The organism is Amycolatopsis iheyensis (assembly GCF_024703995.1).
In the GTDB taxonomy this organism is placed as follows: Bacteria; Actinomycetota; Actinomycetes; order Mycobacteriales; family Pseudonocardiaceae; genus Amycolatopsis; species Amycolatopsis iheyensis.
Genome location: NZ_JAMXQV010000026.1, coordinates 109,819 through 134,552, shown reverse-complemented (window position 1 = coordinate 134,552; position 24,734 = coordinate 109,819). Strand labels below are relative to the sequence as shown.

24 protein-coding genes are annotated in these 24,734 nt (G+C 69.3%); 13 read left to right on the top strand and 11 right to left on the bottom strand.

Annotation, left to right across the window (positions count from 1 at the left end; all coding sequences use genetic code 11):
* Positions 1-59 precede the first annotated feature (59 nt).
* The 5 genes from M8542_RS38055 to sdhC form a co-directional block, all read right to left on the bottom strand.
* Positions 60-539 carry a TIR domain-containing protein gene (locus tag M8542_RS38055; protein WP_257925188.1) on the bottom strand — a complete coding sequence of 160 codons (480 nt, stop codon included), beginning with the start codon at positions 537-539 and terminating at the stop codon, positions 60-62.
* A 97-nt stretch (positions 540-636) separates the two neighbouring features.
* The gene (locus tag M8542_RS38050) at positions 637-1,407 is read right to left on the bottom strand and encodes a succinate dehydrogenase iron-sulfur subunit (RefSeq protein ID WP_257925187.1); all 771 of its coding nucleotides are present in this window, start codon (positions 1,405-1,407) and stop codon (positions 637-639) included.
* The gene (gene sdhA / locus M8542_RS38045) at positions 1,407-3,161 is read right to left on the bottom strand and encodes a succinate dehydrogenase flavoprotein subunit (RefSeq protein WP_257925186.1); all 1,755 of its coding nucleotides are present in this window, start codon (positions 3,159-3,161) and stop codon (positions 1,407-1,409) included. Before sdhA ends, M8542_RS38050 begins: the two co-directional genes overlap by 1 nt.
* Before the next feature lie 19 nt (positions 3,162-3,180).
* Positions 3,181-3,594, bottom strand: a complete 414-nt coding sequence (locus M8542_RS38040; RefSeq protein WP_247060758.1) for a succinate dehydrogenase hydrophobic membrane anchor subunit — start codon at positions 3,592-3,594, stop codon at positions 3,181-3,183.
* A 1-nt stretch (position 3,595) separates the two neighbouring features.
* Positions 3,596-4,039: a succinate dehydrogenase, cytochrome b556 subunit gene (sdhC, locus tag M8542_RS38035; protein WP_155549008.1), complete on the bottom strand. Its 444-nt coding sequence runs from the start codon at positions 4,037-4,039 to the stop codon at positions 3,596-3,598.
* A 644-nt stretch (positions 4,040-4,683) separates the two neighbouring features.
* Between sdhC and M8542_RS38030 the strand changes: the two genes are divergently transcribed.
* From M8542_RS38030 to M8542_RS38000, 7 genes are all read left to right on the top strand, one after another.
* Positions 4,684-5,826, top strand: a complete 1,143-nt coding sequence (locus M8542_RS38030) for a BMP family lipoprotein (RefSeq protein WP_257925185.1) — start codon at positions 4,684-4,686, stop codon at positions 5,824-5,826.
* Between the two features lie 80 nt (positions 5,827-5,906).
* Complete coding sequence (locus M8542_RS38025; protein ID WP_257925184.1) at positions 5,907-7,478, top strand: ABC transporter ATP-binding protein; 1,572 nt, start codon at positions 5,907-5,909, stop codon at positions 7,476-7,478.
* A complete protein-coding gene (locus tag M8542_RS38020) occupies positions 7,475-8,572 on the top strand; it encodes an ABC transporter permease (protein WP_257925183.1) in 1,098 nt (365 codons plus the stop codon). Before M8542_RS38025 ends, M8542_RS38020 begins: the two co-directional genes overlap by 4 nt.
* A 32-nt stretch (positions 8,573-8,604) precedes the next feature.
* Positions 8,605-9,834: an ABC transporter permease gene (locus M8542_RS38015; protein WP_257925237.1), complete on the top strand. Its 1,230-nt coding sequence runs from the start codon at positions 8,605-8,607 to the stop codon at positions 9,832-9,834.
* The gene (locus M8542_RS38010) at positions 9,834-10,226 is read left to right on the top strand and encodes a cytidine deaminase (RefSeq protein ID WP_257925182.1); all 393 of its coding nucleotides are present in this window, start codon (positions 9,834-9,836) and stop codon (positions 10,224-10,226) included. The genes M8542_RS38015 and M8542_RS38010 overlap by 1 nt, the downstream gene beginning before the upstream one ends.
* Before the next feature lie 112 nt (positions 10,227-10,338).
* Positions 10,339-10,743 (top strand): hypothetical protein, encoded by a 405-nt coding sequence (locus M8542_RS38005; protein ID WP_257925181.1) that lies wholly within the window; start codon positions 10,339-10,341, stop codon positions 10,741-10,743.
* Positions 10,744-10,764: 21 nt separating this feature from the next.
* The gene (locus M8542_RS38000; RefSeq protein WP_257925180.1) at positions 10,765-12,057 is read left to right on the top strand and encodes a thymidine phosphorylase; all 1,293 of its coding nucleotides are present in this window, start codon (positions 10,765-10,767) and stop codon (positions 12,055-12,057) included.
* A 180-nt stretch (positions 12,058-12,237) separates the two neighbouring features.
* Here the strand turns inward: M8542_RS38000 and M8542_RS37995 are convergent, their stop codons facing one another.
* Positions 12,238-13,362: a PA containing protein gene (locus M8542_RS37995; RefSeq protein WP_257925179.1), complete on the bottom strand. Its 1,125-nt coding sequence runs from the start codon at positions 13,360-13,362 to the stop codon at positions 12,238-12,240.
* Positions 13,363-13,573: 211 nt separating this feature from the next.
* On the opposite strand from M8542_RS37995, the gene M8542_RS37990 reads away from it, so the two are divergent.
* On the top strand, positions 13,574-14,668 hold the full coding sequence (locus M8542_RS37990; protein WP_257925178.1) for an adenosine deaminase: 1,095 nt from the start codon (positions 13,574-13,576) through the stop codon (positions 14,666-14,668).
* An 88-nt stretch (positions 14,669-14,756) separates the two neighbouring features.
* Positions 14,757-15,941, top strand: a complete 1,185-nt coding sequence (locus tag M8542_RS37985; RefSeq protein WP_257925236.1) for an MFS transporter — start codon at positions 14,757-14,759, stop codon at positions 15,939-15,941.
* 281 nt (positions 15,942-16,222) lie between these two features.
* Here the strand turns inward: M8542_RS37985 and M8542_RS37980 are convergent, their stop codons facing one another.
* Positions 16,223-17,485 carry a SatS C-terminal domain-containing protein gene (locus tag M8542_RS37980; protein WP_257925177.1) on the bottom strand — a complete coding sequence of 421 codons (1,263 nt, stop codon included), beginning with the start codon at positions 17,483-17,485 and terminating at the stop codon, positions 16,223-16,225.
* Positions 17,486-17,632: 147 nt separating this feature from the next.
* On the opposite strand from M8542_RS37980, the gene M8542_RS37975 reads away from it, so the two are divergent.
* Genes M8542_RS37975 through M8542_RS37965 form a run of 3 tightly spaced genes read left to right on the top strand, consistent with a single transcriptional unit; the run spans position 17,633 to position 21,443 of the window.
* Positions 17,633-20,137: a DEAD/DEAH box helicase gene (locus M8542_RS37975; RefSeq protein ID WP_257925176.1), complete on the top strand. Its 2,505-nt coding sequence runs from the start codon at positions 17,633-17,635 to the stop codon at positions 20,135-20,137.
* Positions 20,138-20,175: 38 nt separating this feature from the next.
* Positions 20,176-21,237 (top strand): C45 family autoproteolytic acyltransferase/hydrolase, encoded by a 1,062-nt coding sequence (locus M8542_RS37970; RefSeq protein ID WP_257925175.1) that lies wholly within the window; start codon positions 20,176-20,178, stop codon positions 21,235-21,237.
* 50 nt (positions 21,238-21,287) lie between these two features.
* Entirely contained in the window at positions 21,288-21,443 is a 156-nt protein-coding gene (locus tag M8542_RS37965) for a hypothetical protein (RefSeq protein WP_257925174.1), read from the top strand.
* A 2-nt stretch (positions 21,444-21,445) separates the two neighbouring features.
* Here the strand turns inward: M8542_RS37965 and M8542_RS37960 are convergent, their stop codons facing one another.
* Positions 21,446-21,991, bottom strand: a complete 546-nt coding sequence (locus tag M8542_RS37960; RefSeq protein ID WP_257925173.1) for a suppressor of fused domain protein — start codon at positions 21,989-21,991, stop codon at positions 21,446-21,448.
* Positions 21,992-22,001: 10 nt separating this feature from the next.
* Positions 22,002-22,532, bottom strand: a complete 531-nt coding sequence (locus tag M8542_RS37955; protein ID WP_257925172.1) for an NADPH-dependent F420 reductase — start codon at positions 22,530-22,532, stop codon at positions 22,002-22,004.
* A 68-nt stretch (positions 22,533-22,600) separates the two neighbouring features.
* Here M8542_RS37955 and M8542_RS37950 point away from each other — a divergent pair, with 68 nt between their 5' ends.
* Complete coding sequence (locus M8542_RS37950) at positions 22,601-22,924, top strand: winged helix-turn-helix transcriptional regulator (protein ID WP_257925171.1); 324 nt, start codon at positions 22,601-22,603, stop codon at positions 22,922-22,924.
* Here the strand turns inward: M8542_RS37950 and M8542_RS37945 are convergent.
* Both M8542_RS37945 and M8542_RS37940 read right to left on the bottom strand, forming a co-directional pair.
* Positions 22,815-23,465 (bottom strand): hypothetical protein, encoded by a 651-nt coding sequence (locus tag M8542_RS37945; protein WP_257925170.1) that lies wholly within the window; start codon positions 23,463-23,465, stop codon positions 22,815-22,817. The two genes, M8542_RS37950 and M8542_RS37945, sit on opposite strands and share 110 nt — an antisense overlap.
* Before the next feature lie 193 nt (positions 23,466-23,658).
* Positions 23,659-24,639: a sugar-binding transcriptional regulator gene (locus M8542_RS37940; protein WP_257925169.1), complete on the bottom strand. Its 981-nt coding sequence runs from the start codon at positions 24,637-24,639 to the stop codon at positions 23,659-23,661.
* Between the last annotated feature and the right edge of the window lie 95 nt (positions 24,640-24,734).

The following is a 24,734-nucleotide window of genomic DNA, read 5'->3' as shown; positions in this document are numbered from 1 at the left end:
GCGGGCGGTGCGCTGAGTCCCGTCGCAGGCCGCCATCGGGTTCGCCAGGTGGCGGCCGTTCAGCGCCTGCGGACGGCGTTGTCGACCCAGGTCTTGAGGTTCGCCTGGATGGATTGGTAGACAGCCGAGCTGTTGGCTCCGGCGGGATCCTGCAGGGGCACCAGCTGGTCGAGGGTGGTCCACGGGTCGGTGCGGATCTTGGTGAACGGGTTCACGCCAGGCCGGTCGGTCTGCCCTTGCAAGTTCGCCAGCCCGTGGATCCGGATCCCGACGAGCGGCTTCTTGTCCGCCCACGCCTTTTCGATCTCGTACTGAACCCACGGGCGATCGGCGGTCTCGGCACCGACCAGGACGACAACCGCCTCCTTGTAGGCCATCTGCTTGTCGATCCACTGCTCGATGGCCGCCTTACCGGCTCGGCGAACTTCCTCCCACTTCTGGGCGTTCAGGAGCGGCTGCCCGTCGAGGACACCCATGTTCCGGACCTGCTGGACCCGCATCACGTCGTGCTCGTAGTGAAAGCTGTAGAAGACGGCCATGACTCGACCGTATGCCGCACCGAGCGCACCCAGATGCCCCGAACGGCGAAGAGGCCCCTCCGCTCGACGAGCGGAGGGGCCTCTTCGCGGCAACAGGTCAGACGCGCTTGAACAGCAGCGCCCGCTTTACTTCCTGAATCGCCTTGGTCACCTGGATCCCACGCGGACAGGCATCCGTGCAGTTGAACGTCGTCCGGCACCGCCAGACACCCTCGCCATCGTTGAGAATGTCCAGCCGCTCCTCAGCCCCCTCATCACGGGAGTCGAAGATGAACCGGTGCGCGTTCACGATCGCCGCGGGCCCGAAGTAAGACCCGTCGTTCCAATAAACCGGGCACGAAGAAGTGCAGCAAGCACAAAGAATGCACTTCGTGGTGTCGTCGAACCGGTCGCGATCCGCCTGGGACTGGATCCGCTCCCGCGTCGGCTCGTTGCCGTACGTGATCAGGTACGGCTTGATCGCCCGGTACGCCTCGAAGAACGGGTCCATGTCGACGTACAGGTCCTTCAACGTCGTCAGGCCCTTGATCGGGGCGATCGTGATCACCGTGGGCTTGCCCGATGACGAAAGCAGATCCTTCATCAGAACCTTGCACGCCAAGCGGTTGATGCCGTTGATCTGCATCGCGTCCGACCCGCACACGCCGTGCGCGCACGAACGGCGGAACGAGAACGTTCCGTCGATATAGTCCTTCACGTAGAACAGCAGGTTCAGCAGGCGGTCGGTGCGCTGGGCCGGGACGTCGTAGGACTCCCAGTGCGGCTCCGAATCCACCTCCGGGTTGAACCGGAGGATCTTCAGCGTGACCGTGATCGGCGTGTGCTCGTCGGAAACCGAAGCCGAAGGAGACTCAGCAATGGCAGTCATCAGTACTTCCGCTCCATCGGCTCGTAGCGGGTGAAGGTGACCGGCTTGTAGTCCAGCCGGATGTCGGACGAGAGCTCCGCGCCCTGCTTGTAGGCCATGGTGTGCCGCATGAAGTTCGTGTCGTCGCGGGTCGGGTAGTCCTCGCGGGCGTGGCCGCCGCGGGACTCCTTGCGGGCGATCGCGCCCACGACCAGCACCTCGGCCAGCTCCAGCAGGAAGCCCAGCTCGACGGCCTCCAAGAGGTCCGTGTTGTACCGCTTGCCCTTGTCCGCCACGGTGATCCGGCCGTAACGCGCCTTCAGCGCCTGGATGTCGGTCAGCGCCTGCTTCAGCGTGTCCTCGGTCCGGTACACCGAAGCGTGCGAGTCCATCGTCTGCTGCATTTCCTTGCGGATGTCGGCGACGCGCTCGTCGCCGTGCTCCGACAGCAGGCCCGCGAGCTGCTCCTCGACCAGCTTCGTGGGCTCGGCAGGCAGCTCGACGTGCTCGTGGGCCAGCGCGTACTCCGCGGCCGCGATGCCGGCGCGGCGGCCGAACACGTTGATGTCCAGCAGCGAGTTCGTGCCCAGGCGGTTCGAGCCGTGCACGGACACGCACGCGACCTCGCCCGCCGCGTACAGGCCCGGGATGACGTTCTCGTTGTCCCGCAGCGCTTCGCCGTGGATGTTGGTCGGGATGCCGCCCATCACGTAGTGGCACGTCGGGAACACCGGCACCGGCTCCTTCACCGGGTCGACGCCCAGGTAGGTGCGCGAGAACTCGGTGATGTCCGGCAGCTTGGTCTCGAGGACCTCGACCGGCAGGTGCGTGACGTCGAGGACGACGTAGTCCTTGTTGGGGCCGCAACCCCGGCCCTGCAGCACTTCCTGCACCATCGAGCGCGCCACGATGTCGCGCGGCGCGAGGTCCTTGATGGTGGGGGCGTAGCGCTCCATGAACCGCTCGCCGTCGGCGTTGCGCAGGATCCCGCCCTCGCCGCGGACGGCCTCCGAGATCAGGATGCCCAGGCCCGCGAGGCCGGTCGGGTGGAACTGGAAGAACTCCATGTCCTCCAGCGGCAGGCCCTTGCGGAAGATGATGCCGAGGCCGTCACCCGTGAGGGTGTGCGCGTTCGACGTCGTCTTGAAGATCTTGCCCGCGCCGCCGGTGGCCATCACGATCGACTTAGCCTGGAAGACGTGCAGCTCGCCGGTGGCCAGCTCGTAGGCGACGACGCCGGAGGCGATCGGGTTGCCGTTCTCGTCTTCGCTGGTGACGAGGTCGAGCACGTAGAACTCGTTGAAGAACTCCGTGCCGTATTTGACGCAGTTTTGGTACAGCGTCTGCAGGATCATGTGGCCGGTGCGGTCCGCGGCGTAGCAGGCCCGGCGGACGGCGGCCTTGCCGTGGTCACGCGTGTGCCCGCCGAAGCGGCGCTGGTCGATCTTGCCTTCGGGCGTCCGGTTGAACGGCAGGCCCATCTTCTCCAGGTCGAGCACCGCGTCGATGGCCTCCTTGGCCATGATCTCCGCGGCGTCCTGGTCGACGAGGTAGTCGCCGCCCTTGACCGTGTCGAAGGTGTGCCACTCCCAGTTGTCCTCTTCGACGTTCGCCAGCGCGGCGCACATGCCGCCCTGGGCCGCGCCGGTGTGGGACCGGGTCGGGTAGAGCTTGGTGAGGACCGCGGTGCGGGCGCGCTGGCCGGACTCGATGGCCGCGCGCATCCCGGCGCCGCCGGCGCCGACGATCACCACGTCGTACTTGTGGAACTGCATGGCAGGAAGTCTCCGGAGATCAGTTCGCGGGCATGTTCGGGTCGAAGGTGAAGATCACCATCGTGCCGACGGCCAGGATCAGCACCATCGAGACGTAGAGCAGGATCTTCAGCCAGAACCGCGTGCTGTCCTTGCGCGCGTAGTCGTCGATGATGGTGCGCAGGCCGTTGCCGCCGTGGATCTCGGCGAGCCAGAGCATGGCCAGGTCCCAGAACTGCCAGAACGGCGAAGCCCAGCGGCCGGCGACGAAGCCCCAGTTGATCCGGTGCACACCGCCGTCGAGGATGTTCATGATCAGCAGGTGGCCGAGCACCAGGATGATCAGCGCCAGGCCGGAGATCCGCATGAACAGCCAGCTGTAGAGCTCGAAGTTGCTCCGGCGGGCGGCGGGGCGCTTCGGGGCGCGGGGGTTCGCGAGGGCGAGGTCGGCCATGTCAGTTACCCCCGAAGAGCGTTTCGACGGTGCGCTTCAGCATGAAGAACGCACCGGGGACCATCACCACGACCCAGACCACGCCGATCACCCACAGCATCGCCTTCTGCAGCTTCGGGCCCTTCGACCAGAAGTCGACCAGCATGACGCGGATGCCGTTCAGCGCGTGGAACAGGACCGCGCCGACCAGCCCGACCTCCAGGAGGTTCACGATCGGCGTCTTGTAGGTCTCGATGACCTGGTCGTACGTGTTCGGGGACACGCGCACGAGCGCGGTGTCGAGCACGTGCACGAACAGGAAGAAGAATGTGAGCACGCCGGTGATGCGGTGCAGCACCCAGGACCACATGCCGGGGTCGCCCCGGTAGAAGGTCCCCTGCCGGCGTGAGGCACCCGCCCGATCGCTCGCCTCTGCCGAAGTGGCAGTGCTCGCCGTGGTGGACATCGGTGAACGGCCTCCAACGTCTGACTATGTGCCCGGGTGACCGGTGAGGTCCGCAGTGATCGTCGTCGTCCACCTGGGACGACTCCGGCGGCAATGCCGAGATCAAGGGTCATCGAGCCTGGATGAAAGGGATGCTAGACCCGCCCCCGACGGACGGCTCACCTCCGGGTTCCCCTCTGTGATGGACCAGACACCGGGGCACACACCGGTTGTGGGCGCCGTCACAGAATCGGGGGTCCACTGTGGACGCGCCGGGGCCGGCTCGCCCGCGCGGCTGACGCCCGATCGGGTGGCGGGCAGCTGAAACGATTCGGAAAGCGCTCCCGCCCCCTGCGTCCCACAGGGTGATCGGACTGGTCCACTCTTCGGTCGGGCTGGCACACTGAGTCACCTCGAACGGCAATTCGGCCGTCCCGCGGCGCGGGAGAGGGTCGAAAGCAGCACCGAGTGACGTCTTTGATCACTTTGGGTGCACACTCCGTCGCGCGTGCGACTCGTGAGTAAACGTTTGTGTTACGTAGCGTGCCGTTCCTATGGCGCATTCCTGTCCGGCGGGTACGGTCCACCAGTCGACCTGGCAGTGGGCCCGGTCGTGCCCTGGACATCCGCTGGATCAGCGGGGAGGGAGACACACGTTGCGTCGCATGCGTGGAACCGCGCTGGCCGCCGCGGCCATGGCCGGGGTGCTCGCCCTGGCCGGGTGCGCCAAGGACTCCGGCGGTGGTAACAGCTCGAACAACACCGCGGCCTCTTCGGGCGGCTCGGACTGCGTCACCGCGCAGAAGCCGCCCGCCGCGCCCGCCGCCGCCAGCAGCTCGACCGCGGCCGGCGAGAAGATCGACGGCAGCAAGCTGAAGATCGGCCTGGCCTTCGACGTCGGCGGCCGGGGTGACGCGTCGTTCAACGACGCCGCCGCCGCGGGCACCGACAAGGCGAAGAGCGACCTCGGCGTCACCACGGTGAACGAGAGCACCGCCTCCGCCAGCGAGGCCGAGTCGGCCAAGCAGCAGCGCCTCGACCAGATGGCCTCCTCGGGCCTGAACCCGATCATCGCGGTCGGCTTCGCCTACGCGACCTCGGTCAAGGCCGTCGCCGCCAAGTACCCGAACACCAAGTTCGCGATCGTCGACGACGACTCGATCACGCTCCCGAACGTCACGCCGCTGGTCTTCGCCGAGGAGCAGGGCTCGTTCCTGGCCGGCGTCGCCGCCGCGTACAAGAGCAAGAGCTGCCACATCGGCTTCGTCGGCGGTGTCAACACCCCGCTGATCCAGAAGTTCGAGGCCGGCTTCCTGCAGGGCGCGAAGACGGTTTCGTCCAAGGTCAAGATCGAGGACGAGTACCTGACCCCGGCCGGTGACTACTCCGGGTTCCAGGACCCGCCGAAGGGCAACGCGAAGGCCGCCGCCGAGATCGCCAAGGGCGCGGACGTGATCTACCACGCCGCGGGCGCCTCCGGTAAGGGTGTCTTCGACGCCGCCAAGTCGGGCAACGCGCTGGCCATCGGCGTCGACTCCGACCAGTACAACCAGAAGACCGTCGCGGCCGACAAGGACATCATCATCACGTCCATGCTCAAGCGCGTCGACGTCGCGGTGTTCTCCTACATCCAGGCCGTCGCCAAGGGTGACCTGAGCGGGCTGCCGAAGCGGTTCGACCTCAAGGTCGACGGCGTCGGCTACGCCACCTCGGGCGGCAAGGTCGACGACATCAAGGACGTCCTCGACGGGTACAAGGCCCAGATCATCTCGGGCGCGATCACCGTTTCGGACAAGCCGCAGAAGTAACTACAGAACGCGCCGGGGCTCGGAGGATTTTTCCTCCGGGCCCCTCACGCGTTTGGACGAGATATGGAATTCTCCCGCCCATGAGCACTGCCGAGGCCCCGGCCGAGGCCGTCCCCGACCGGGGCGCGCCCGCCGTCCAGCTGACCGGGATCACCAAACGGTTCCCGGGTGTGGTGGCCAACTCCGACGTCAACCTCACCGTCGCCGCGGGCGAGGTGCACGCCATCTGTGGCGAGAACGGCGCCGGCAAGTCCACCCTGATGAAGATCCTCTACGGCATGCAGCCGCCGGACGAGGGCACGATCGCGATCAACGGCGACGAGGTGAAGCTGCGCAACCCGCAGGACGCCATCCGGGCGGGCATCGGCATGGTGCACCAGCACTTCATGCTGGCCGACAACCTCACCGTCGGCGAGAACGTGTTCCTCGGCGCCGAGGGCTTGCACGGCATCGGCCGCGCCGCCCGCGCCCGGCTGGCCGAGCTCGCCGAGCGGACCGGGTTGCACGCGAAGCCCGAAACGCTGCTCGAAGAGCTCGGGGTCGCCGACCGCCAGCGCGTCGAGATCGTCAAGGTGCTCTACCGCGGGGCCAAGATCATCATCCTGGACGAGCCGACCGCGGTCCTCGTGCCGCAGGAGGTCGACGCGCTGTTCGCGACCGTCCGGGAGATGAAGGCCGACGGCTACACGTTCCTGTTCATCTCGCACAAGCTCGACGAGGTCCGCGCGATCGCCGACACCGTCACGGTGATCCGCCGCGGCACCACCGTCGGCACGGCGGACCCGAAGGCCATCACTTCGCGGCAGCTCGCGGAGATGATGGTCGGCTCCGAGCTGCCCAGCCCGGAGACCCGCGAGTCCACGGTCACCGACCGGGCCGTGCTGCGGCTGAGCGGGCTGACGCTCGGCGCCGAGGGCTCGGACCGCAACGCGCTCGACGACGTCTCCTTCACCGTGCACGCGGGCGAGGTGCTCGGCGTCGCCGGCGTCGAGGGCAACGGCCAGACCGAGCTCGTCGAGACGATCATGGGCATGCGCAAGCCGACCGGCGGCACGATCGAGCTGGTCGACGGCGACGGCAAGGCCCGCGACATCACCAAGGCCGGCACGCTGGCGCGGCGCGAGGCCGGCATCGGCTACATCGCCGAGGACCGCACCCGGCACAGCCTGCTGCTGACGCAACCGTTGTGGGTCAACCGGATCCTCGGCTACCAGACCCGCGAACCCGTCTCCAAAGGACAGTTGCTCGACATCGCCGGCGCCCGCGCCGACACCGAGCGGATCGTGCGCGACTACGACGTCCGCACCCCGGGGATCGACGTCCCGGCCGCCGCGCTCTCGGGCGGCAACCAGCAGAAGCTGATCGTCGGGCGCGAGCTGTCCGGCGAGCCGGTGCTGCTGGTCGCCTCGCACCCGACCCGCGGCGTCGACGTCGGCGCGCAGGCCCTGATCTGGGAGCAGATCCGTCAGGCCCGCGCCGCCGGGCTCGCCGTGCTGCTGATCTCCGCCGACCTCGACGAGCTGATCGGCCTGTCCGACACGATCCGGGTCATGCTGCGCGGGCGCCTCGTCAGCGAGGCCGACCCCGCCACCGTGACGCCGCAGGAACTGGGTTCGGCGATGACCGGCGCCGGAGAGGGTGACGAAGAATGACCTCCTGGCGCACGAAACTGCTGCCACCGCTGCTGGCGATCGTGTTCGCCGTGCTGCTGTCGGCGATCGCGCTGATCATCTCGGGCGCGGACCCGCTGCAGGCCTACGGCACCATGGTCGGCCAGATGTTCAAGGGCTCCACCGCGGTCGACACGGTGAACCTCGCGACGGTCTACTACCTGTCCGGGCTCGCGGTGGCCATCGGCTTCCAGATGAACCTCTTCAACATCGGTGTCGAGGGCCAGTACCGCTTCGCCGCCGTGATCGCCGCGATCGCCGGTGGCGCGCTGAAGCTGCCGCCGGTGATCCACGTGCTGGTCATCCTGATCATCGCGGTCGCCGCGGGCGCGTTCTACGCGGCCATCCCGGCGGTGCTCAAGGTGACCCGAGGGGTCAGCGAGGTCATCTCGACGATCATGCTGAACTCGATCGTCGGCGGCATCATCGCCTTCCTCATCAACGCCGACCAGTTCGGTGTGCTGACCGGGAACAACCTCGGCACCCGCACGATCGAGCCGTCCGGCCGGATCCCGGGCATCCCGCTCGGCTCCGGCACGCTGTTCGGGTTCGCGATCATCGCCGCGCTGATCGGCGGCGGCTACTGGTTCATGCTCAACCGCACCCGGTTCGGCTTCGAGCTCAAGGCGTCGGGCGAGTCCACCACCGCGGCCGCGGCCGGCGGCGTCAACGCCAAGAAGATGACGCTGATCGCCATGCTGCTCTCCGGCGGCGTGGCCGGCCTGATCGCGATGCCCGAGCTGCTCGGCCGCGACTACACCTACGGCATCACCGCGACCCAGATGTACGGCTTCACCGGCATCGCGGTCGCGCTGCTCGGCCGCAACCACCCCGGCGGCATCGCGCTCGGCGCGCTGCTGTGGGCGTTCCTCGACACCTCGGCGGTGTCGCTCGAACAGGTCAACGTGTCCAAGGAGATCGCGACGATCATGCAGGGCATCATCGTGCTGTCGGTCGTCGTGGCGTACGAAATCGTGCGACGCGCCGACCTGGCCGCCGAACAACGGCGGGTGGGCCGCGCGCTCGCCGGCAACGGCCGCAAGGGCGCTTCGGTGGCGGAAGGGGGTGCGGTGTGATCACGGACGTCGCTCCCGAATCCGGCTCCACGATGCCGGTCCGGCGCGCCCGGCGCCGGATCCCCGGCTGGCTGCGCGGGGTCATCTGGGCGGTCATCGCCATCGCCGTCATCTCGACGGCGTCGTACTCCACCGGCGTCACCGCGCTGACGTCGTCGAACACCGCGTCGACGGCGTTGCGCCTGGCCCTGCCGATCCTGCTGTGCGCGCTGGGCGGCCTCTGGGCCGAACGCGCGGGCGTCGTCAACATCGGTCTCGAGGGCATGATGATCCTCGGGACCTGGGGCGCGGCCTGGGGCGCGTACTACGGCGGCGTCTGGGCCGGCCTGCTGGCCGCGCTCGCGTTCGGCGCGCTCGGCGGCCTGCTGCACGCGGTGGCGACGGTGACGTTCAACGTCAACCACATCGTCTCCGGCGTCGCGATCAACCTGCTCGGCCTCGGCGTCACGAAGTACCTGGCGAACCTCATCTTCGAACCGCTGTCGGGCAACCCGCGGCAGTCGCCGGTGGTGCCGAAGTTCGACACCTACTCCGCGGCCGGCCTGTCCGACTGGCTGGCCGACCTGGAGAAGGAGCAGCGCGTCGGGATCTCCGACGTCGCCGGCATCCTGCGCGGCCTGGTCACCGAGGTCTCGCCGCTGGCGATGATCGCGATCCTGCTCGTGCCGGTCAGCTACTGGATCCTGTGGCGCACCCGGTTCGGGCTGCGGCTGCGGTCCTGCGGCGAGAACCCGACGGCGGCCGAGTCGCTGGGCGTCAACGTGTACCGGCACAAGTACGTCGCCGTGCTGATCTCCGGCGCGTTCGCCGGGATGGGCGGCGCCTCGCTGGTGCTGCTCAAGGGCGGCGCGGACTACCTGGAGAACCAGACCAACAGCCGCGGGTACATCGGCCTCGCGGCGATGATCTTCGGCAACTGGCGCCCGGGCGGCCTGCTCGGCGGCGCGGCGCTGTTCGGCTACTCCGACGGCCTGCAGCTGGCCGGCGGCGGCGAAGCGGTGCTCGCGCTGTTCTACGGCGCGGTCATCCTGCTCGCGATCATCGTGGTGGTGCAGCTGCTGCGGCGTCAGTGGATCGCCGCGGCGCTCGGCGCCGTCGGCGCGGGCGTGCTGTACTCGATCTATTGGGCGAACGACACCCTGCCGTCCGACCTGATCCCGTACACCGCGCACTTCGTGACGCTGATCGTGCTCGCGGCCGCGTCGCAACGGCTCCGGCCACCGCGCGCGGACGGCAAGCCTTATCGCCGAGGGGAGGACTAGTGACCGCTTTCGATTGGGACGCCTTGCGTTCCAAGGCCATCGAAGCCGCTTCCCACGCGTACGCACCCTATTCGGGCCTGCTGGTCGGGGTGGCCGGGATCGTCGACGACGGCCGCGTGGTCACCGGCTGCAACGTCGAGAACGCCTCCTACGGGCTCGGCCTGTGCGCGGAGTGCACGATGGCCGGTCAGCTGCGGCTCTCCGGCGGCGGCCGGCTGGTCGCGGTGGCGTGCCGCAGCGGCGCCGGCGACCTGCTGATGCCGTGCGGGCGCTGCCGGCAGATCCTGTTCGAGCTGGGCGGCTCCGCGTGCCTGGTGGACACCCCCAGCGGCATCCTGCCGATGTCCGACGTCCTGCCGGACGCGTTCGGCCCGGACGACCTGCCCCAGTGATCCCCGCCGCCCACGCCGGTCCGTTGCGACCGGCGTGGGCGCGTGTTACGGTCGAAATTCCTTTCCGGACAATTCCGCGGTCCCCGCCGGAAGTGCCGAGGAGGGGATGGAAATGCTGAAAAAAGTCGCTGTGGTCGTTTGTTTCCTGCTGGTTGCCGGATTTGCCGGTGCACCGGCCGCGTCGGCGGGCGCGCTCAATTGCCACGTGAACTGGAACGGCGCGATCAAGAGCTGCCTGCAGCTGGAGCTGGCGCCCGACGGGCACACGCTACGCGCGGTCATCGCCACCCAGGTCAACGATCGTGGTTGTGACACACCGAGTGTCGAGCACGACGGCGTCAACCGGACGTACGACCGGATCTGCACACAGGGGCAGACCCTGCAGTACGGCGACCGCGAGAGCGCGTGGATCGGGATTTCCTATCCGAGTGGCGCCGAATTCTGTCTCACCTGGGAAACGCTGAATCCGCCGAACACTTCGCCGACCGTTCCGAAGACCTGTGCCACGATCGGCTGATCGAGGTTTAAACTCGAGCACATGGAAACCCCCCGATCTTTCGCCGCCGTCGACGTCATCCGCGCCAAACGGGACGGCGGCCGGCTGACCGACGAGCAGATCGACTGGGTCGTCGACGCCTACACCCGCGGCGTCGTCGCCGAGGAGCAGATGTCGGCGCTCGCCATGGCGATCTTCCTGCGGGGCATGGACACCGCGGAGATCTCCCGCTGGACGCGCGCGATGATCGAGTCCGGGGAGCGGCTGTCCCTGGCCGGCTCCCGGCCGACGGTCGACAAGCACTCGACCGGCGGCGTCGGCGACAAGATCACGCTGCCGCTCGCGCCGCTCGTGGCCGCGTGCGGCGCGGCGGTGCCGCAGCTGTCCGGCCGCGGGCTCGGCCACACCGGCGGCACGCTCGACAAGCTGGAGTCGATCCCCGGCTGGCGGGCCGCACTGTCCACTTCGGAGATCCAGGCGCAGCTGGAAGACGTCGGCGCGGTGGTCTGCGCGGCGACGTCCGGGCTCGCGCCGGCGGACAAGAAGCTGTACGCGCTGCGGGACGTCACGTCCACAGTGGAGTCGATCCCGCTGATCGCCAGCTCGATCATGAGCAAGAAGATCGCCGAGGGCGCGTCCGGGCTGGTGCTGGACGTCAAGTTCGGGTCGGGCGCGTTCATGAAGACCCTCGACCAGGCCCGCACGCTGGCTTCGACGCTGACGTCGATCGGGGTGGACCACGGCGTCCCGACGACGGCGTTGCTGACCGACATGAACGTCCCCCTGGGGCGTGCGGTCGGGAACGCCGTCGAGGTCGCGGAGTCGGTCGAGGTGCTCCAAGGCGGCGGCCCTTCGGACGTCGTCGAGCTGACGGTGGCCTTGGCGCGCGAGATGCTGGCGCTGGCGGGCATCTCGGCCGACCCGGCCGCGGTGCTGGCATCGGGGGAGGCGTACGAGACGTGGTGCCGGATGATCTCCGCCCAGGGCGGCGACCCGTCGGCACCGTTGCCGACGCCCGCGCACGTGCACACGGTCGTCGCGCCGGCTTCGGGTGTGCTGGCGTCGCTGGACGCGTACGCGGTGGGCGTCGCGGCGTGGCGGCTGGGCGCGGGCCGGGCCCGCAAGGAGGACCCGGTCCAGGCCGCGGCGGGCGTGCTGTGCCTGGCGAAGCCCGGCTCCGCGGTGACGGAGGGTGAGCCACTGCTGGAACTGCACACGGACACCCCCGACGCCGTCCCGGCAGCTCTGGAGGCGCTGGAGGGCGGCTTCTCGATCGCCTCGGCCGCGGCGGCCCCGGAACCGATCGTCCGCGAGACGATCCGCGGCACGGTGTGAGAAGCATCGCGAAGATGATCACCCGGTCGAGTGACACCCGCGGCACTTTCCCTAGGAAAGTTCCGCCCAGGGGCCCTCGAAGCGGAGCTTTCGTAGGGAAAGTGCCACGGAGTGGTTACTCCGGAAAGTAAAAGAGGCCCCCGCCGGATCGTCCGGCGGGGGCCTCTTCGTTCGAGCTGCTTACTCCGCGGTCTCTTCCGAGCCTTCGGCCGGCTTGGTCTTCGTGTCGGCCGCCTTCGGCGCGCGGCCGTTGCGCGAGCTGCGACGCGGCTGGCGCGGGGCCGGCGGCGGCGGGGCGATCTGCTGGACGGCCGGGCCGCCGCCGAGCATCAGCTCCGCGAACGTCGCCATCGCCTCGTCGAGCTGGCCGCCGATGCGGCGGACGCTCTCGTCGTTGCTCTTGCGGACCAGCGTGTCGACCGAGTCGGTGTCCGGCTGCTTCGACAGCGTGCCTTCGACCTTGGCCAGGCCGCTCTTGACCGCGCCGTCGAGGTCGCCCAGGCCGGACAGGAAGCCGTCTTCCACCTTGTCGAGGCGGGAGGCGAGGTCGTCGAGGCGGGTGGTGACCGTCTCGAGGCGGTTGCCCAGGTTTTCCAGGCGGTCCGAGGCGTCGATCATCTCGCCGGTCTCGGTCAGCGCCGTCTTGAGGGCCTCGGTGTTCGCGCCGATCCGCTCCTGCGTGACGCGGTCCAGCTCGCCGAGGCGCTCGTGCGTCGTGCGGCCGAGCTCGTCGACCTTGCCGCGCAGCTCGTGGTCGGCGTGGTCGACGCGGTCGCGCAGCGCCGCCTCGGCCTGCTCGATCCGCTCGCGGACCGGGCCGTGCACCGACTGCGGGATCGAGTCGAGCTTCGCGTCCTGCTTGTCGAGGTGGCCGCCGACCTCGTCGATCCGGCGGTGGATGTTCTGGAGCTTGTCCTCGAGCCCGTCCATCCGGCCCGCGACGCCCTCGAAGCGGGCGGCCATGCCGTCGAGCCGGCCGTCGAGCTGCGCGAAGGGCTTGGCGAGCTTGTCGACGATGCTCTCGACGGCGCGGGTCAGCGCGGCGATGGCGTTGTCCTGGGCCTCCAGGCGCGACATCGTCTCGTCGAGGCGCTCGGCCAGGACGCTGACCTCGGTGCGGTCGGGCATCTCGGACAGCCGCTTGCGGACCGCGCCCAGCGAGTCCACCGGCGCGAGGCGGGCGTAGATGTCGTCGAGCGCGTCGAAGATCTGCTGCTGCTCGCTCTCACGCACTTCGGCCGCGCGCACCAGCATGTTGCGCATCCGGTCGAAGGACGGGGCGGCAATCTGGTTGTCAGTGGTCACTGCTGTGTCCTTCGTCGGCGGGGAAATGGAGGGACGTGCCACGAAGCTTATCGATTGCAAAAATTGCTGTCTGTATGGCCCCCGTGAAGAGCCTATTGCGGAGGCTGCCCCCGGATGGCCGATTCGTTACCGGATCGTCGACGCTCAGGGTTAGCTCGAGCCTGGGACTTACGGCCATGTAGGGGAATGACAACAAGGTTACCGTTGGGGGATGCCTGACGAAAGCCCTGTTCTGACCAGCGAGACACTCCGCCGCGCACCCAAGGTGCTGCTGCACGACCACCTCGACGGCGGGCTGCGCCCGGCCACCGTCGCCGAGCTCGCCGAGGCGACCGGTTATGCCGCTCTGCCCACCACCGACCCGGCCGAGCTGGGCAGCTGGTTCCGCCGTGCGGCCGACTCCGGCTCACTCGTGTCCTACCTCGAGACCTTCGCGCACACCTGCGGGGTGATGCAGACGGAGGAAGCGCTGGTCAGGGTCGCCGCGGAAGCGGTGGAGGACCTGGCCGCCGACGGCGTCGTCTACGCCGAGGTGCGCTACGCACCGGAGTTGTTCGTCGAACGCGGTCTGTCACTCGATGCGGTGGTCGAGGCTGTGCAGGCGGGGTTCACGGAGGGCACACGGCGAGTGGCCGCGAACGGCGGCAGCATCCGCGTCGGGACGTTGCTCTGCGCGATGCGCCAGCACGCCCGGGCCCTCGAGATCGCGAACCTGGCCGTCCGCTACCGCGACGCCGGCGTCGTCGGGTTCGACATCGCCGGCCCGGAGGACGGATTCCCGCCGACCCGCAATCTCGACGCGTTCGAGTATTTGCGGCAGAACAATGCGCATTTCACCATTCACGCCGGTGAAGCGTTCGGTCTTCCGTCCATTTGGGAGGCGATTCAGCACTGCGGCGCCGAACGGCTCGGGCACGGCGTGCGGATCGTCGAGGACGTCAAGACCGACGCGGACGGCACGGTCCACCTTGGACGGTTGGCCGCGTATGTCCGCGACCGCCGGATCCCCCTGGAGATCTGCCCGACGTCGAACGTCCAAACAGGCACCGTGCGCTCGATCGCCGAGCACCCGCTCGCGCTGCTCAAGCGGCTGCGCTTCCGGGTGACCGTGAACACGGACAACCGGCTGATGAGCGGATGCACGATGACCAGCGAATTCACCACTCTGCACGAGACCTTCGGGTACGGCCTCGACGACTTCCGGTGGTTCACGATCAACGCGATGAAATCGGCCTTCATCGATTTCGACGCCCGCCTCGCGCTGATCGACGACGTCATCAAGCCCGGGTACGCCGCGCTGTCCTGAGGCCGGCGGGGTCCTTGCGGTCCTTAGCCATGCCAACTATCGTTCACTATATAGGAAGTGACTCTCATATGTTGAGACGGTGACGAAGATGGTGCAGGTCGAGCGGGTCCAGGCGAGTTCACGACGCTGGCTCATCCTGGCGCTCGGCCTCGCCGCGCAGACCGCGAGCTGTTCGTTCCTCTACGGCATCCCGTTCCTGGTCCCGGCCATGCGGGCGGCGGAAGGGTTGACGCTGGCGGAGGCCGGCACGGTCGTCGCGGCGCCGAGCATCGGGCTGTTGTTCACCCTGATCGTGTGGGGCGCGGCTGCGGACCGTTACGGAGAGCGTCTGATCATGGCGCTCGGACTGGGCGCGTCGGGGTTACTCCTGGTGTACGCCGGGGTCGGCTCTCACTCGGTCGGTCTCCTCTTTGGGGTGTTCCTGGCCGCCGGAGCGTGTACGGCCTCGGTGAACGCGGCGAGCGGTCGCGTCGTGATGGGCTGGTTCGCGAAGTCCGAGCGCGGGATCGCGATGGGGATCCGCCAGACGGCCCAGCCGCTGGGCGTCGGCGTCGCCGCGCTGGGGCTCCCGCCGCTGGCGGCGCACTTCGGGTTCCGCGCGGCGATCCTGCTGCCGGCGGGGCTGGCGGTGGTCGTCGCGCTGCTGGTGGCCTGGCTGGTGACGGACCCGCCGCGGCCGCCTGCTGCTTCGGGTGGTTCGAAGCCGCCCTCGCCGTACCGGCACGCGACGTTGTGGCGGGTGCACGGCGCGAGCGCGTTGCTGGTGGTGCCGCAGTTCGCGGTGTCGGCGTTCGCGCCGGTGTACCTGGTGGCGGTGCAGCACTGGAGCCCGCTGTCGGCGGGCTGGTTCCTGGCGGTGGTCCAGGTGCTGGGCGCCGCGGGCCGGCTCGGCTCGGGCTGGTGGTCGGACCGCGTGGGCAGCCGGCTGCGGCCGATGCGTCAGCTCGCGGTCCTGAGCTGCCTCGTCATGCTGCTCGTGGCTTTGGGCGACGCTTCCTGGCCGTGGCTGGTGCTGCTGGCGCTGGCGCTGGCCGGGGTCATCACGGTGGCGGACAACGGCCTCGGCTTCACGGCGTCGGCGGAGCTGGCCGGGCTGGCGTGGTCGGGCCGGGCGATGGGCACGCAGAACACGGGCCAGAACATCGCGGCCTCCCTGACCCCGCCCCTGCTGGGCCTGGTGATCGGCGACAGCAGGTACGCACTGGCCTTCTGCGTAGCGGCGATCTTCCCGGCATTGGCAGTGCTGGTAGTCCCGGCCCGAGCGGAGGACTGATCCGTGTCGACCCCCCAATCACACGTGATGCCCCTCCAATCACACGTGATGCCTCCGCAATCACACGAGATGCCCGCCCAAGCACGCGAGCCGACCTTCTGAGTACGCGAGCCGACCGTCCAGGCACGCGAGCCGACCTTCCGGGTACGCGGCGAGGCGGAGTTGTCCACATCGGCTCGAGACTGTGGATGCTTGCCGGGAGCGCCGACTGCCGCGCGGCTCCGGACGCGACGAAGGCCGCCTGCCGGACGAATCCGGGAGGCGGCCTTCGGCGAAACAGATCAGGCGACCGTCAGGCGGTTCTCGAAGCCTTCGACCAGCTTCCGCCACGCGCTCTGCTCGGCGTCGAACGGGGCCGACGGCTCCAGGCGCGTCGGGTCGGGGCGGAGCACGAACGACACCAGCCAGCCCAGGCTTTCGTTGCCCGCCAGGGCCGTCTCCGCCGAGTCGTCGCCCGCCCAGTCCGCCGCGTCCGTGATCAGCTCGACCGCCAGCTCCAGCTGGGTCGGGTCGATCGCCTCCGGGCCCTCCGCGATGTCCGCGTCCAGACCAGTCAGGACGTACGTGTTCTCGGCGTCGACCTCGACGTCGAGCTCGCCCGCCGTCGCCTTGGCGAGGACCTCGTCCCACGTGGACACGTCCGCGAGGTCCGTGTCGGCCAGGTCCTTGCCGTCCGCCAGGGCCCGGGCCAGCGCGCCCGTCGACGTGAAGACGTCGATCTCGCCTTCGCTGCCGAGGAACACCGGGGTGTCGTCGAGGTAGCAGCGCAGCGTGTAGTACTCCGCGCCGGACGTGATGATCTTGATCGGGTCGATGCCGACCTCGGCCCAGAAGCCGACCGGACCCTCGTCCTCTTCGTCGTCGGAGTCGTCCTCGTCGTCCGAGGAGATCGCCTCGAGGTCCTCTTCACCCTCGGCGCCGGCCTCGGCCTCGGCGGACTCCTCGTGGAACGCCGCCAGCTCCTCGGCGGTCTGCTCCAGCACCTTCTCGTCGACGTCCGGCTGGGTCACCAGGCCGTCGATCGCGTCCAGCACGGTGTCCCACTTCTGCGACACCGTCTCGGACAGGTCGTTCCACACCTGGACGCCGACGCTCCCGGTGAACGGGAGGGTGCCCTGGTCCAGCAGCGAGAAGCCCTCGGTCGAGTCGAGGATCTCGTGCACCTCTTCGAGGTCGCAGACGTCCGCGAGCGACCGCACGATGCCGACGATCTCCGCCAGCTCGGCGATGTGCCAGACGTCCGGCTCCTCGGCGACGAGCTCCGGCACGCCGACGAGGTCGTACGTGTGGTCCTCGTCCGGGATCAGCTCGGGCACGTTCAGCGACGGCACGGCGTCCCACGCCGGGTGGTCCAGCAGGTCGTGCCGCTCGGACGTGCGGACGAAGGCGGCCAGGTGCGCGGCGTCCGGGAAGGCGTACAGGTCGTCCTCGTCGCCGAGGAACGCTTCCCACTCCTCGCCGTCTTCCCGCCAGCGCGGGGCCCACAGGGTGACGACGTCGCCCTGCGGCAGCCCGAGTTCGATCGGGATGATGTCCTGTGCCATTCCTAAGCCCTCCGGAGTACCGCCCGTGTGCGCGCGACACCGTATCTCCCGGTCGAAGCGCGGTAACGCGAAGCCTACGGGTTTACCACGCGCGATGCGATCGCCCCTGCCGACTTTGCGACGAGCGGATGGCACGATGGACGTCTCATGACTCTCACAGACCTCCTGCCTGCGGATCCCGACCCCGACGCCCTCTTCGAAGCGTTCACGACCTGGACGGCCGATCGGGGCATCGAGCTGTACCCGGCGCAGGAGGAGGCGGTGATGGAGGTCGTCTCCGGATCGAACGTCATCCTCTCGACGCCGACCGGCTCCGGGAAGAGCCTCGTCGCCGTCGGCGCGCACTTCACCGCGCTCGCCCAGGGCCGCCGCAGCTACTACACCGCGCCCATCAAAGCCCTCGTCTCGGAGAAGTTCTTCCAGCTCATCGAGATCTTCGGCGCCGACAACGTCGGGATGATGACGGGTGACTCCAGCGTCAACCCGGACGCGCCGATCATCTGCTGCACGGCCGAAATCCTGGCGAACATCGCGTTGCGGTTCGGTGCCGACGCGCCGGTCGGGCAGGTCGTGGCCGACGAGTTCCACTTCTACTCCGAGCCCGACCGCGGCTGGGCGTGGCAGGTGCCGCTGCTGGAGCTGCCGAAGGCCCAGTTCGTCCTGATGTCGGCGACCTTGGGCGACGTGTCCTTCTTCGAAAAGGACCTCACGCGCCGCACCGGCAAGCCGACCGCCGTCGTCACGTCGGCGCAGCGCCCGGTGCCACTGACCTTCCGGTACGCGCTCACGCCGCTGCACGAGACGATGTCCGAGCTGCTCAACGGCGGTCAGGCGCCCGTATACGTCGTGCACTTCTCGCAGGCCGCGGCCATCGAGCGGGCGCAGACGCTGATGAGCATCAACGTCACGACGAAGGCCGAGAAGGAAGCCATCGCCGAGCTGATCGGCGACTTCCGGTTCGCCGCCGGGTTCGGCAAGACGCTCTCGCGGCTGGTCCGCCACGGCATCGGCGTCCACCACGCCGGCATGCTGCCGAAGTACCGCCGATTGGTCGAGACCTTGGCCCAGTCCGGGCTGCTCAAGGTGATCTGCGGGACCGACACCCTCGGCGTCGGCATCAACGTGCCGATCCGGACGGTCGTCTTCTCCGCGCTGACCAAGTACGACGGCGTCCGCCAGCGCCACCTCAAGGCCCGCGAGTTCCACCAGATCGCCGGCCGCGCCGGGCGCGCGGGCTACGACACCGACGGCTACGTCGTCGTGCAGGCGCCCGACCACGTCGTCGAGAACGCGAAGGCGCTGGAAAAGGCGGGCGACGACCCGAAGAAGAAAAAGAAGATCGTCCGGAAGAAGGCGCCGGAAGGCTTCGTCAACTGGACCGAGAGCACGTTCGACCGGCTTATCGCGGCCGACCCCGAGCCGCTGACCTCGAGCTTCAAGGTCACGCACTCGATGCTGCTGAACGTGATCTCGCGGCCCGGCAACGCGTTCGACTCGATGCGCCACCTCCTCGAGGACAACCACGAGGACCGCGCGTCGCAGCGCAAGCTCATCCTGCGCGCCATCGCGATCTACCGCGCGCTGCTCGCCGCCGGCGTCGTCGAACGACTGTCCGAACCGGACGAGCAGGGCCGGATCATCCGGCTCACCGTCGACCTGCAGTTCGACTTCGCGCTCAACCAGCCGCTTTCGCCGTTCGCGCTGGCCGCCATCGAACTGTTCGAACTGGACTCGCCGAGCTACCCGCTCGACGTCGTGTCCACTGTGGAGTCCACGGTGGACAACCCGCGGCCGGTGCTGTCGCAGCAGCAGTTCAAGGCGCGCGGCGAGGCCGTCAACGCGATGAAGGCCGAGGGCATCGAGTACGACGAGCGGATGGAGCTGCTCGAGAACGTCAGCTACCCGAAGCCGCTGGAAGAGCTGCTGCAGGGCGCGTTCCACAGCTACCGGCAGGGCCACCCGTGGGTCGACGACTACGAGCTGTCGCCCAAGTCCGTCGTGCGCGACATGTACGAGCGCGCGATGAACTTCGTCGAGTACATCGGTTTCTACCAGCTGGCCCGCTCCGAAGGCCTGGTGCTGCGCTACCTCGCCGACGTCTACGACGCGCTGCGCCACACGGTGCCCGACGAGGCCAAGACCGAGCCGCTGCAGGACCTCATCGAGTGGCTCGGCGAGCTGGTCCGGCAGGTCGACTCCAGTCTGCTGGACGAGTGGGAGGCGCTGCGCCACCCCGACGAGGAAGGCCCGGTGTCGACGCGGCCGCCGTCGGAGCCGCCGGGTGTCACGCGCAACGAGCGCGCGTTCCGGGTGCTGGTGCGCAACGAGCTGTTCCGCCGGGTCGAGCTGTTCGGGCGGCGCGCGTGGTTCCCGCTCGGCGAGCTCGACGCGGCGTCCGGCTGGGACGCCGAGGCGTGGCAGGAAGCGATCGAGGACTACTTCGAGGAGTACGAGTCGCTCGGCACCGGCCCGGACGCGCGCGGCCCGGCGCTGCTGATGATCGAGCAGCAGCCGGAGGTCTGGAAGGTGCGGCAGATCTTCGACGACCCGGCCGGCGACCACGACTGGGGCATCAGCGCGGAGGTTGACCTGGCCGCGTCCGACGAGGCCGGCGCGGCCGTGGTGCGGGTGACCGAGGTGGGCGCGCACTAGCCGTTGCGCATTCCTGACTGCTCAGTCATCGTGAGCACATGGTGGCGACAGTGCGGGAGCACCGGATCGGCGACGTGCGCTGGACGATCGTCGAAGGCCCCCGGGAAGCCGCTTTCCACGCGCTGGGCGCGCACGCCGCCGCGGACATCCGGACCGTCCTGGCCGGACTGCCGTCGTGGCCGGTCACCGCGCGGGCGCGGCGGTCGCCGGTGCTGTTCCGGGCGATCGAATCGGCGTCGCAGGTCGAGCACCCGGACGCGTACGCCGAGCTGAAAGCGCTGGCGGCGGGCGCGGCGGTGCCGTTCGACGACCTGCTGCTGGCGAACCTGCGCGGCGACCTCGGCGCGGGCGACGGCACGGGCTGCACGGACCTCGCGTGGGCGCCGTCGCTGCTCGGTCACAACGAGGACGGCGCGCCGGTGTTCGACGGCATCGGCCGGCTCCTGACGCTGCTGATCGACGGCGAGCCGGGGGTGTGCGTCTGGTGGTACCCGGGGTTCCTGCCGGCGAACACGTTCACGATCACGACGCACGGGCTGGTGTGGGGGATCGACAGCGTGAACGTGGTGGCGCCGTCGCCGTGCGCCGGGCGGCACTTCGTGGCGCGTTCGGCTCAGCGTTCGTCGTGTTCGGCTGAAGCGGTGTCACTGTTGCGCTCTCGCCCTTCGGCGGGCGGCTTCGCGTACACGATGGGCCAGGTCGGTTCGCCGGCGGTACTCGTGGTGGAGAAGGCCGGCCACGAAACCGCGGTGACCACTGTGGGCAGTGGGCTTTCCTGGCACACCAACCACTTCCGGCAGCTGCCGCCGAGCTTGGACGCGGCTTCGGAGGAAAGTTTGGCTCGGGCGGAGGTGTGTGCGCACTTGGCGCCCGCGGAGCCGGACGCGAAGTGGCTGGTATCGGCGTTGACCGGTGCGGTGTACCGGAATGCGACCGATGGCGACGACCTGATGACGCTGAGCACGCTGGTGACGGACCTGGCCACGGGCGAGGTGACGCTGGTGCCGCGGGGCGGTGCGCCGCTGCGCGCCCGGGTGGCCGATCTGGCGTCCGGCGACCTGGCCGCGGTCAGTGCGCTCAACGGCGCAATCATCTCCTGACCATGGCCTCCCGGGGTTAGCGTGGACGCTTCGGAACCTGGGAGGGGACCATGGTGAAACGATTGCTGGCCGGGCTCTTCGTCGCCGGCGTGCTCGCGTTGGGGTTCGCGCCGATCGCGTCGGCCGCCTCGATGGTGGAATACGCGCTGGTGCCCACCGCCGTCGAGTACGGCACCGACGCCACCGCCATCGAATACGGGCTCTGACCTCAGCGGAGCGGCAGCTCGGCGCGACCCAGGTCCAGGAGGTCCGGGTCGTGCTTGATCAGCTCGTCTTCGAACGCGTTCCAGCCGTGCGAAGCGACGTACGCCGCTTCGCCGGCTGAGATCGGTGTCAGCCAGACGATCGCCGCCCGGTTGCCGTCGTCCACGTCGGCCGCCGCGAATTCGTCGTCGAAGTACACCGGGATCGCCGCGTACAGCGCCTCCATCGCGCTGCCCGGCGCGAACGGCCCGCGCGGGCCGAGGACGTCACCGCGCAGCAGCGCCTGGCCCGACACGAGCAGCTCATCGGCGACCTGGCCGAGCAGGTGCGGCAGCCCGTTGACGGGGCCACTCGGGTAGCTGCCCACGATCAGCTCCAACCACAGGTGCCGCCCCGACGCGCGCGAGTGCAGCGGGTGCCGGCTCAGCCCCACGGTCGCGAACCACTTCGCGCCGAAGGCGCCTTCGAACGCGCCGACCTGGAAGCCGTCGCGCTTCCAGCCACCGGTCAGCGCGCCCAGCCGGGCTTCGAGGTGCTCGATCAGTCCCACCGGGCCATTCTCACCCGGCCGGCGCCAGGATCGACCGCGCGTCCTCCCCGGCGAGCCACAGCGGGATGACGAACGCCGCCGTGGCCTCCAACAATGCCGCGCGGTCCAGGCCGCCCGCGCGGATCGGTGTGCAGCCGATGTCCCGGACCAACGTGCTCACCACTTCCAACGCCGCCGGGTCGTCACCGCACAGCGGGACCGCGAGGCCCGGCGGCGGGGTGCGCCAGACGTCCACGTGGGCCAGGTTGAACGCCTTGACCACGTGCGCCTCCGTGACGATCCGCGAAGCCACCGGCGTGCCGGTCAGCGCCGGGTCGTTGGTGCAGTCCACCAGCACCTTCCCGGCCAGCGGACCCGCCTTCGCGAGCACCTCGCCGATGGCCGCCGCCGGGACGGCCAGGAGGAGCACGTCGGCGAACGCGGCCACCTCGCGCCAGCCTCCGGTCCTGCGGCCGGCCACCCTCAGTTCGTGCCCCGCGCGCGCCCACTGCGTGCCCAGCGCGTCCGCCATCCCGCCCGTGCCGAAGATCCCGATCCGCATGCGTCCTCCGTGTGCTTGGCTGGTACCAGCACGACGGTAGGCACCCGGGAAGGAACCGAACGGTAACCATGGACTTCCTCGCCGACTGCCGGACGCGGCTCGCGTTCGACCTCGTCGCCAACACGTGGAACCCGGTGGTGGTGTGGGCGCTGCGCCACGGCCCGCGCCGGCACGTCGACCTGCGGCGCACCATCGGCGGGATCAGCGCGAAGGTGCTCACGGAAACCCTGCGGCGCCTGGAGTTCGACGGACTCGTCGAGCGCCGCGAAGGCGCGTACGCGCTTACGGCGCTGGGCTCAAGCTTCCTGGAGCCGATCGAGGGCTTCGGACGCTGGGCCGCGGCGCACGGCGACGACGTCGTCGCCGCTCAAGACCGAGCACGATCAGCGTGACCAGCGACAACGCCGGGAGCGGGTAACCCAGCAGGAGCCCGGCCGGGACGTCGACCGCGGGCGCCACCAAGCCGGCGACGAACACCCAGGTCGGCGCGGTCGGTGGCTTCGCGGCCGGCGACCACGGCGTCTTGCGCCACGGCTTCGCGATCGAAAGCCACGCCTGGAACGACAACGCGCTCGCCATCAGCGACGCCCCGGCGATCTGCGGCCAGGCGACCGTGCCGGTGTCCGCGGAGTCGCGCAGCGCGGGGGAGAGCAGGAAGATCCCCGCGTAGAGCTGGATCAGCGTCAGGACGAACTTCGTCAGCACCCACCAGTGCCGGAAGTAGCCCCACGCGGTCGCGCCGGCGAGCAGCAGACCGGTGAACGCCGAGACGTTCGCCATCGGGGCGAGCAGGACGGCGTCGAGCCGGTCGGCCAGGACGGGCGCGCCCGACGCCATCAGCACGACCAGCGCGAGGGCCTGGCTCATCCAGGCGACCGAGGACACGACGTGCAGCCAGACGACGGATTGCCGCCAGCGAGGGGAAGTTTTCACGCGGTCCAGGCTCGCGGAGTCGCGGAAAGGGCACATCGGGCGCGACCCGGGTTTCGTCCCGGAGCCGGGGAGGCCGGGCCTGCACCCGGCGGAGTACGCCCGCGAGCGGACCGTACCGCCGGGGGAGTAGCCGGATCTCGCGTGCTTGAAGCCGGATCTCGCGTGATTGAAGGCGGAACTCGTGCTGCACGGCTCAGCGGGGTGGGTTCTTCGCCGCCAGCGCCAGCAACGGCACCGCCGCCGCCTCGTCGGTGATCAGGGTCGACACCATGCCCGACCGCAGCACCGCGTCCACCGCCGACGCCTTCGGGCGGCTGTACCCCAGCGCGATCACCTCCGGGACCGCCATCAGCTCCTCGTGGCTGATCGCCAGCACGTGGTGCGCCAGCCCGGTCGACAACGCGTTGCCCGACGCGTCGAACAGCCGGGCCGCCACCTCCGCCGTCGCGCCGCGGGCCGCGATCGCCGCTCGCTCGGCCTCGTCCAGCGCGTCGTACACCGTCGACTCGCCCGGTTGCCACGCGCCGATGCTGACCACGGCTTTCGTCAGGTTCCGGAACTGGCCGAACGTCTCCGCGATGCCCGGCTGGCGTCGCAGCGTCTCCGTCGTGCGGCGGTCCGGGAGCACCAGCGGGCCGAAGATCGGGTACGCGTCACCGCCGGACACCGACGTCACGCGGCTGACCGTCTCCACCGAGCGGCCGCGCATGTCCATCCCGGCCTGCACCCCGCACAGCTGGACGATCGGGCAGCGCGGCAGCGTCCGGATCGCCTCGGTCATCGCGTTCACCGACCGCGCCCACGACAGCCCGACGACGTCGTCCGGCCGGACGACCTCCTCCAGCAGCCGCGCGGCCAGCGTGCCGATCTTGGCCCGCACGACTTCCTTGGGCTCGCGCTCGGTTGAGCGTTCGAGCACCAGGGCCTGCTTCAGGCCGTACGCCGAGCGCACCTCGTCCGACAGCGCCAGGTCCACCGGCGCCGGCAGCGAGAACTCCACCCTGACCAGGCCGGACTCCCTGGCCGTGTCGAGCATCCGGGCCACCTTGAACCGGCTGACGCCGAACTCGTCGGCGATCTCCAGCTTGGAGCGTCCCTGCACGTAGAAGCGCCGGGCGATGGTGGCGAGCAGCATCGCTTCCGAGAGCGAGGCACCCTTGCGAGAAGCGCTCATCTGAGCACTATAGCCCGAAATCCGCCCGAAAGGTTGACGTAACACCGACGTCAGACCTCTAATGCCTTCACATGTTCTCGACGCCATAGGTCAAC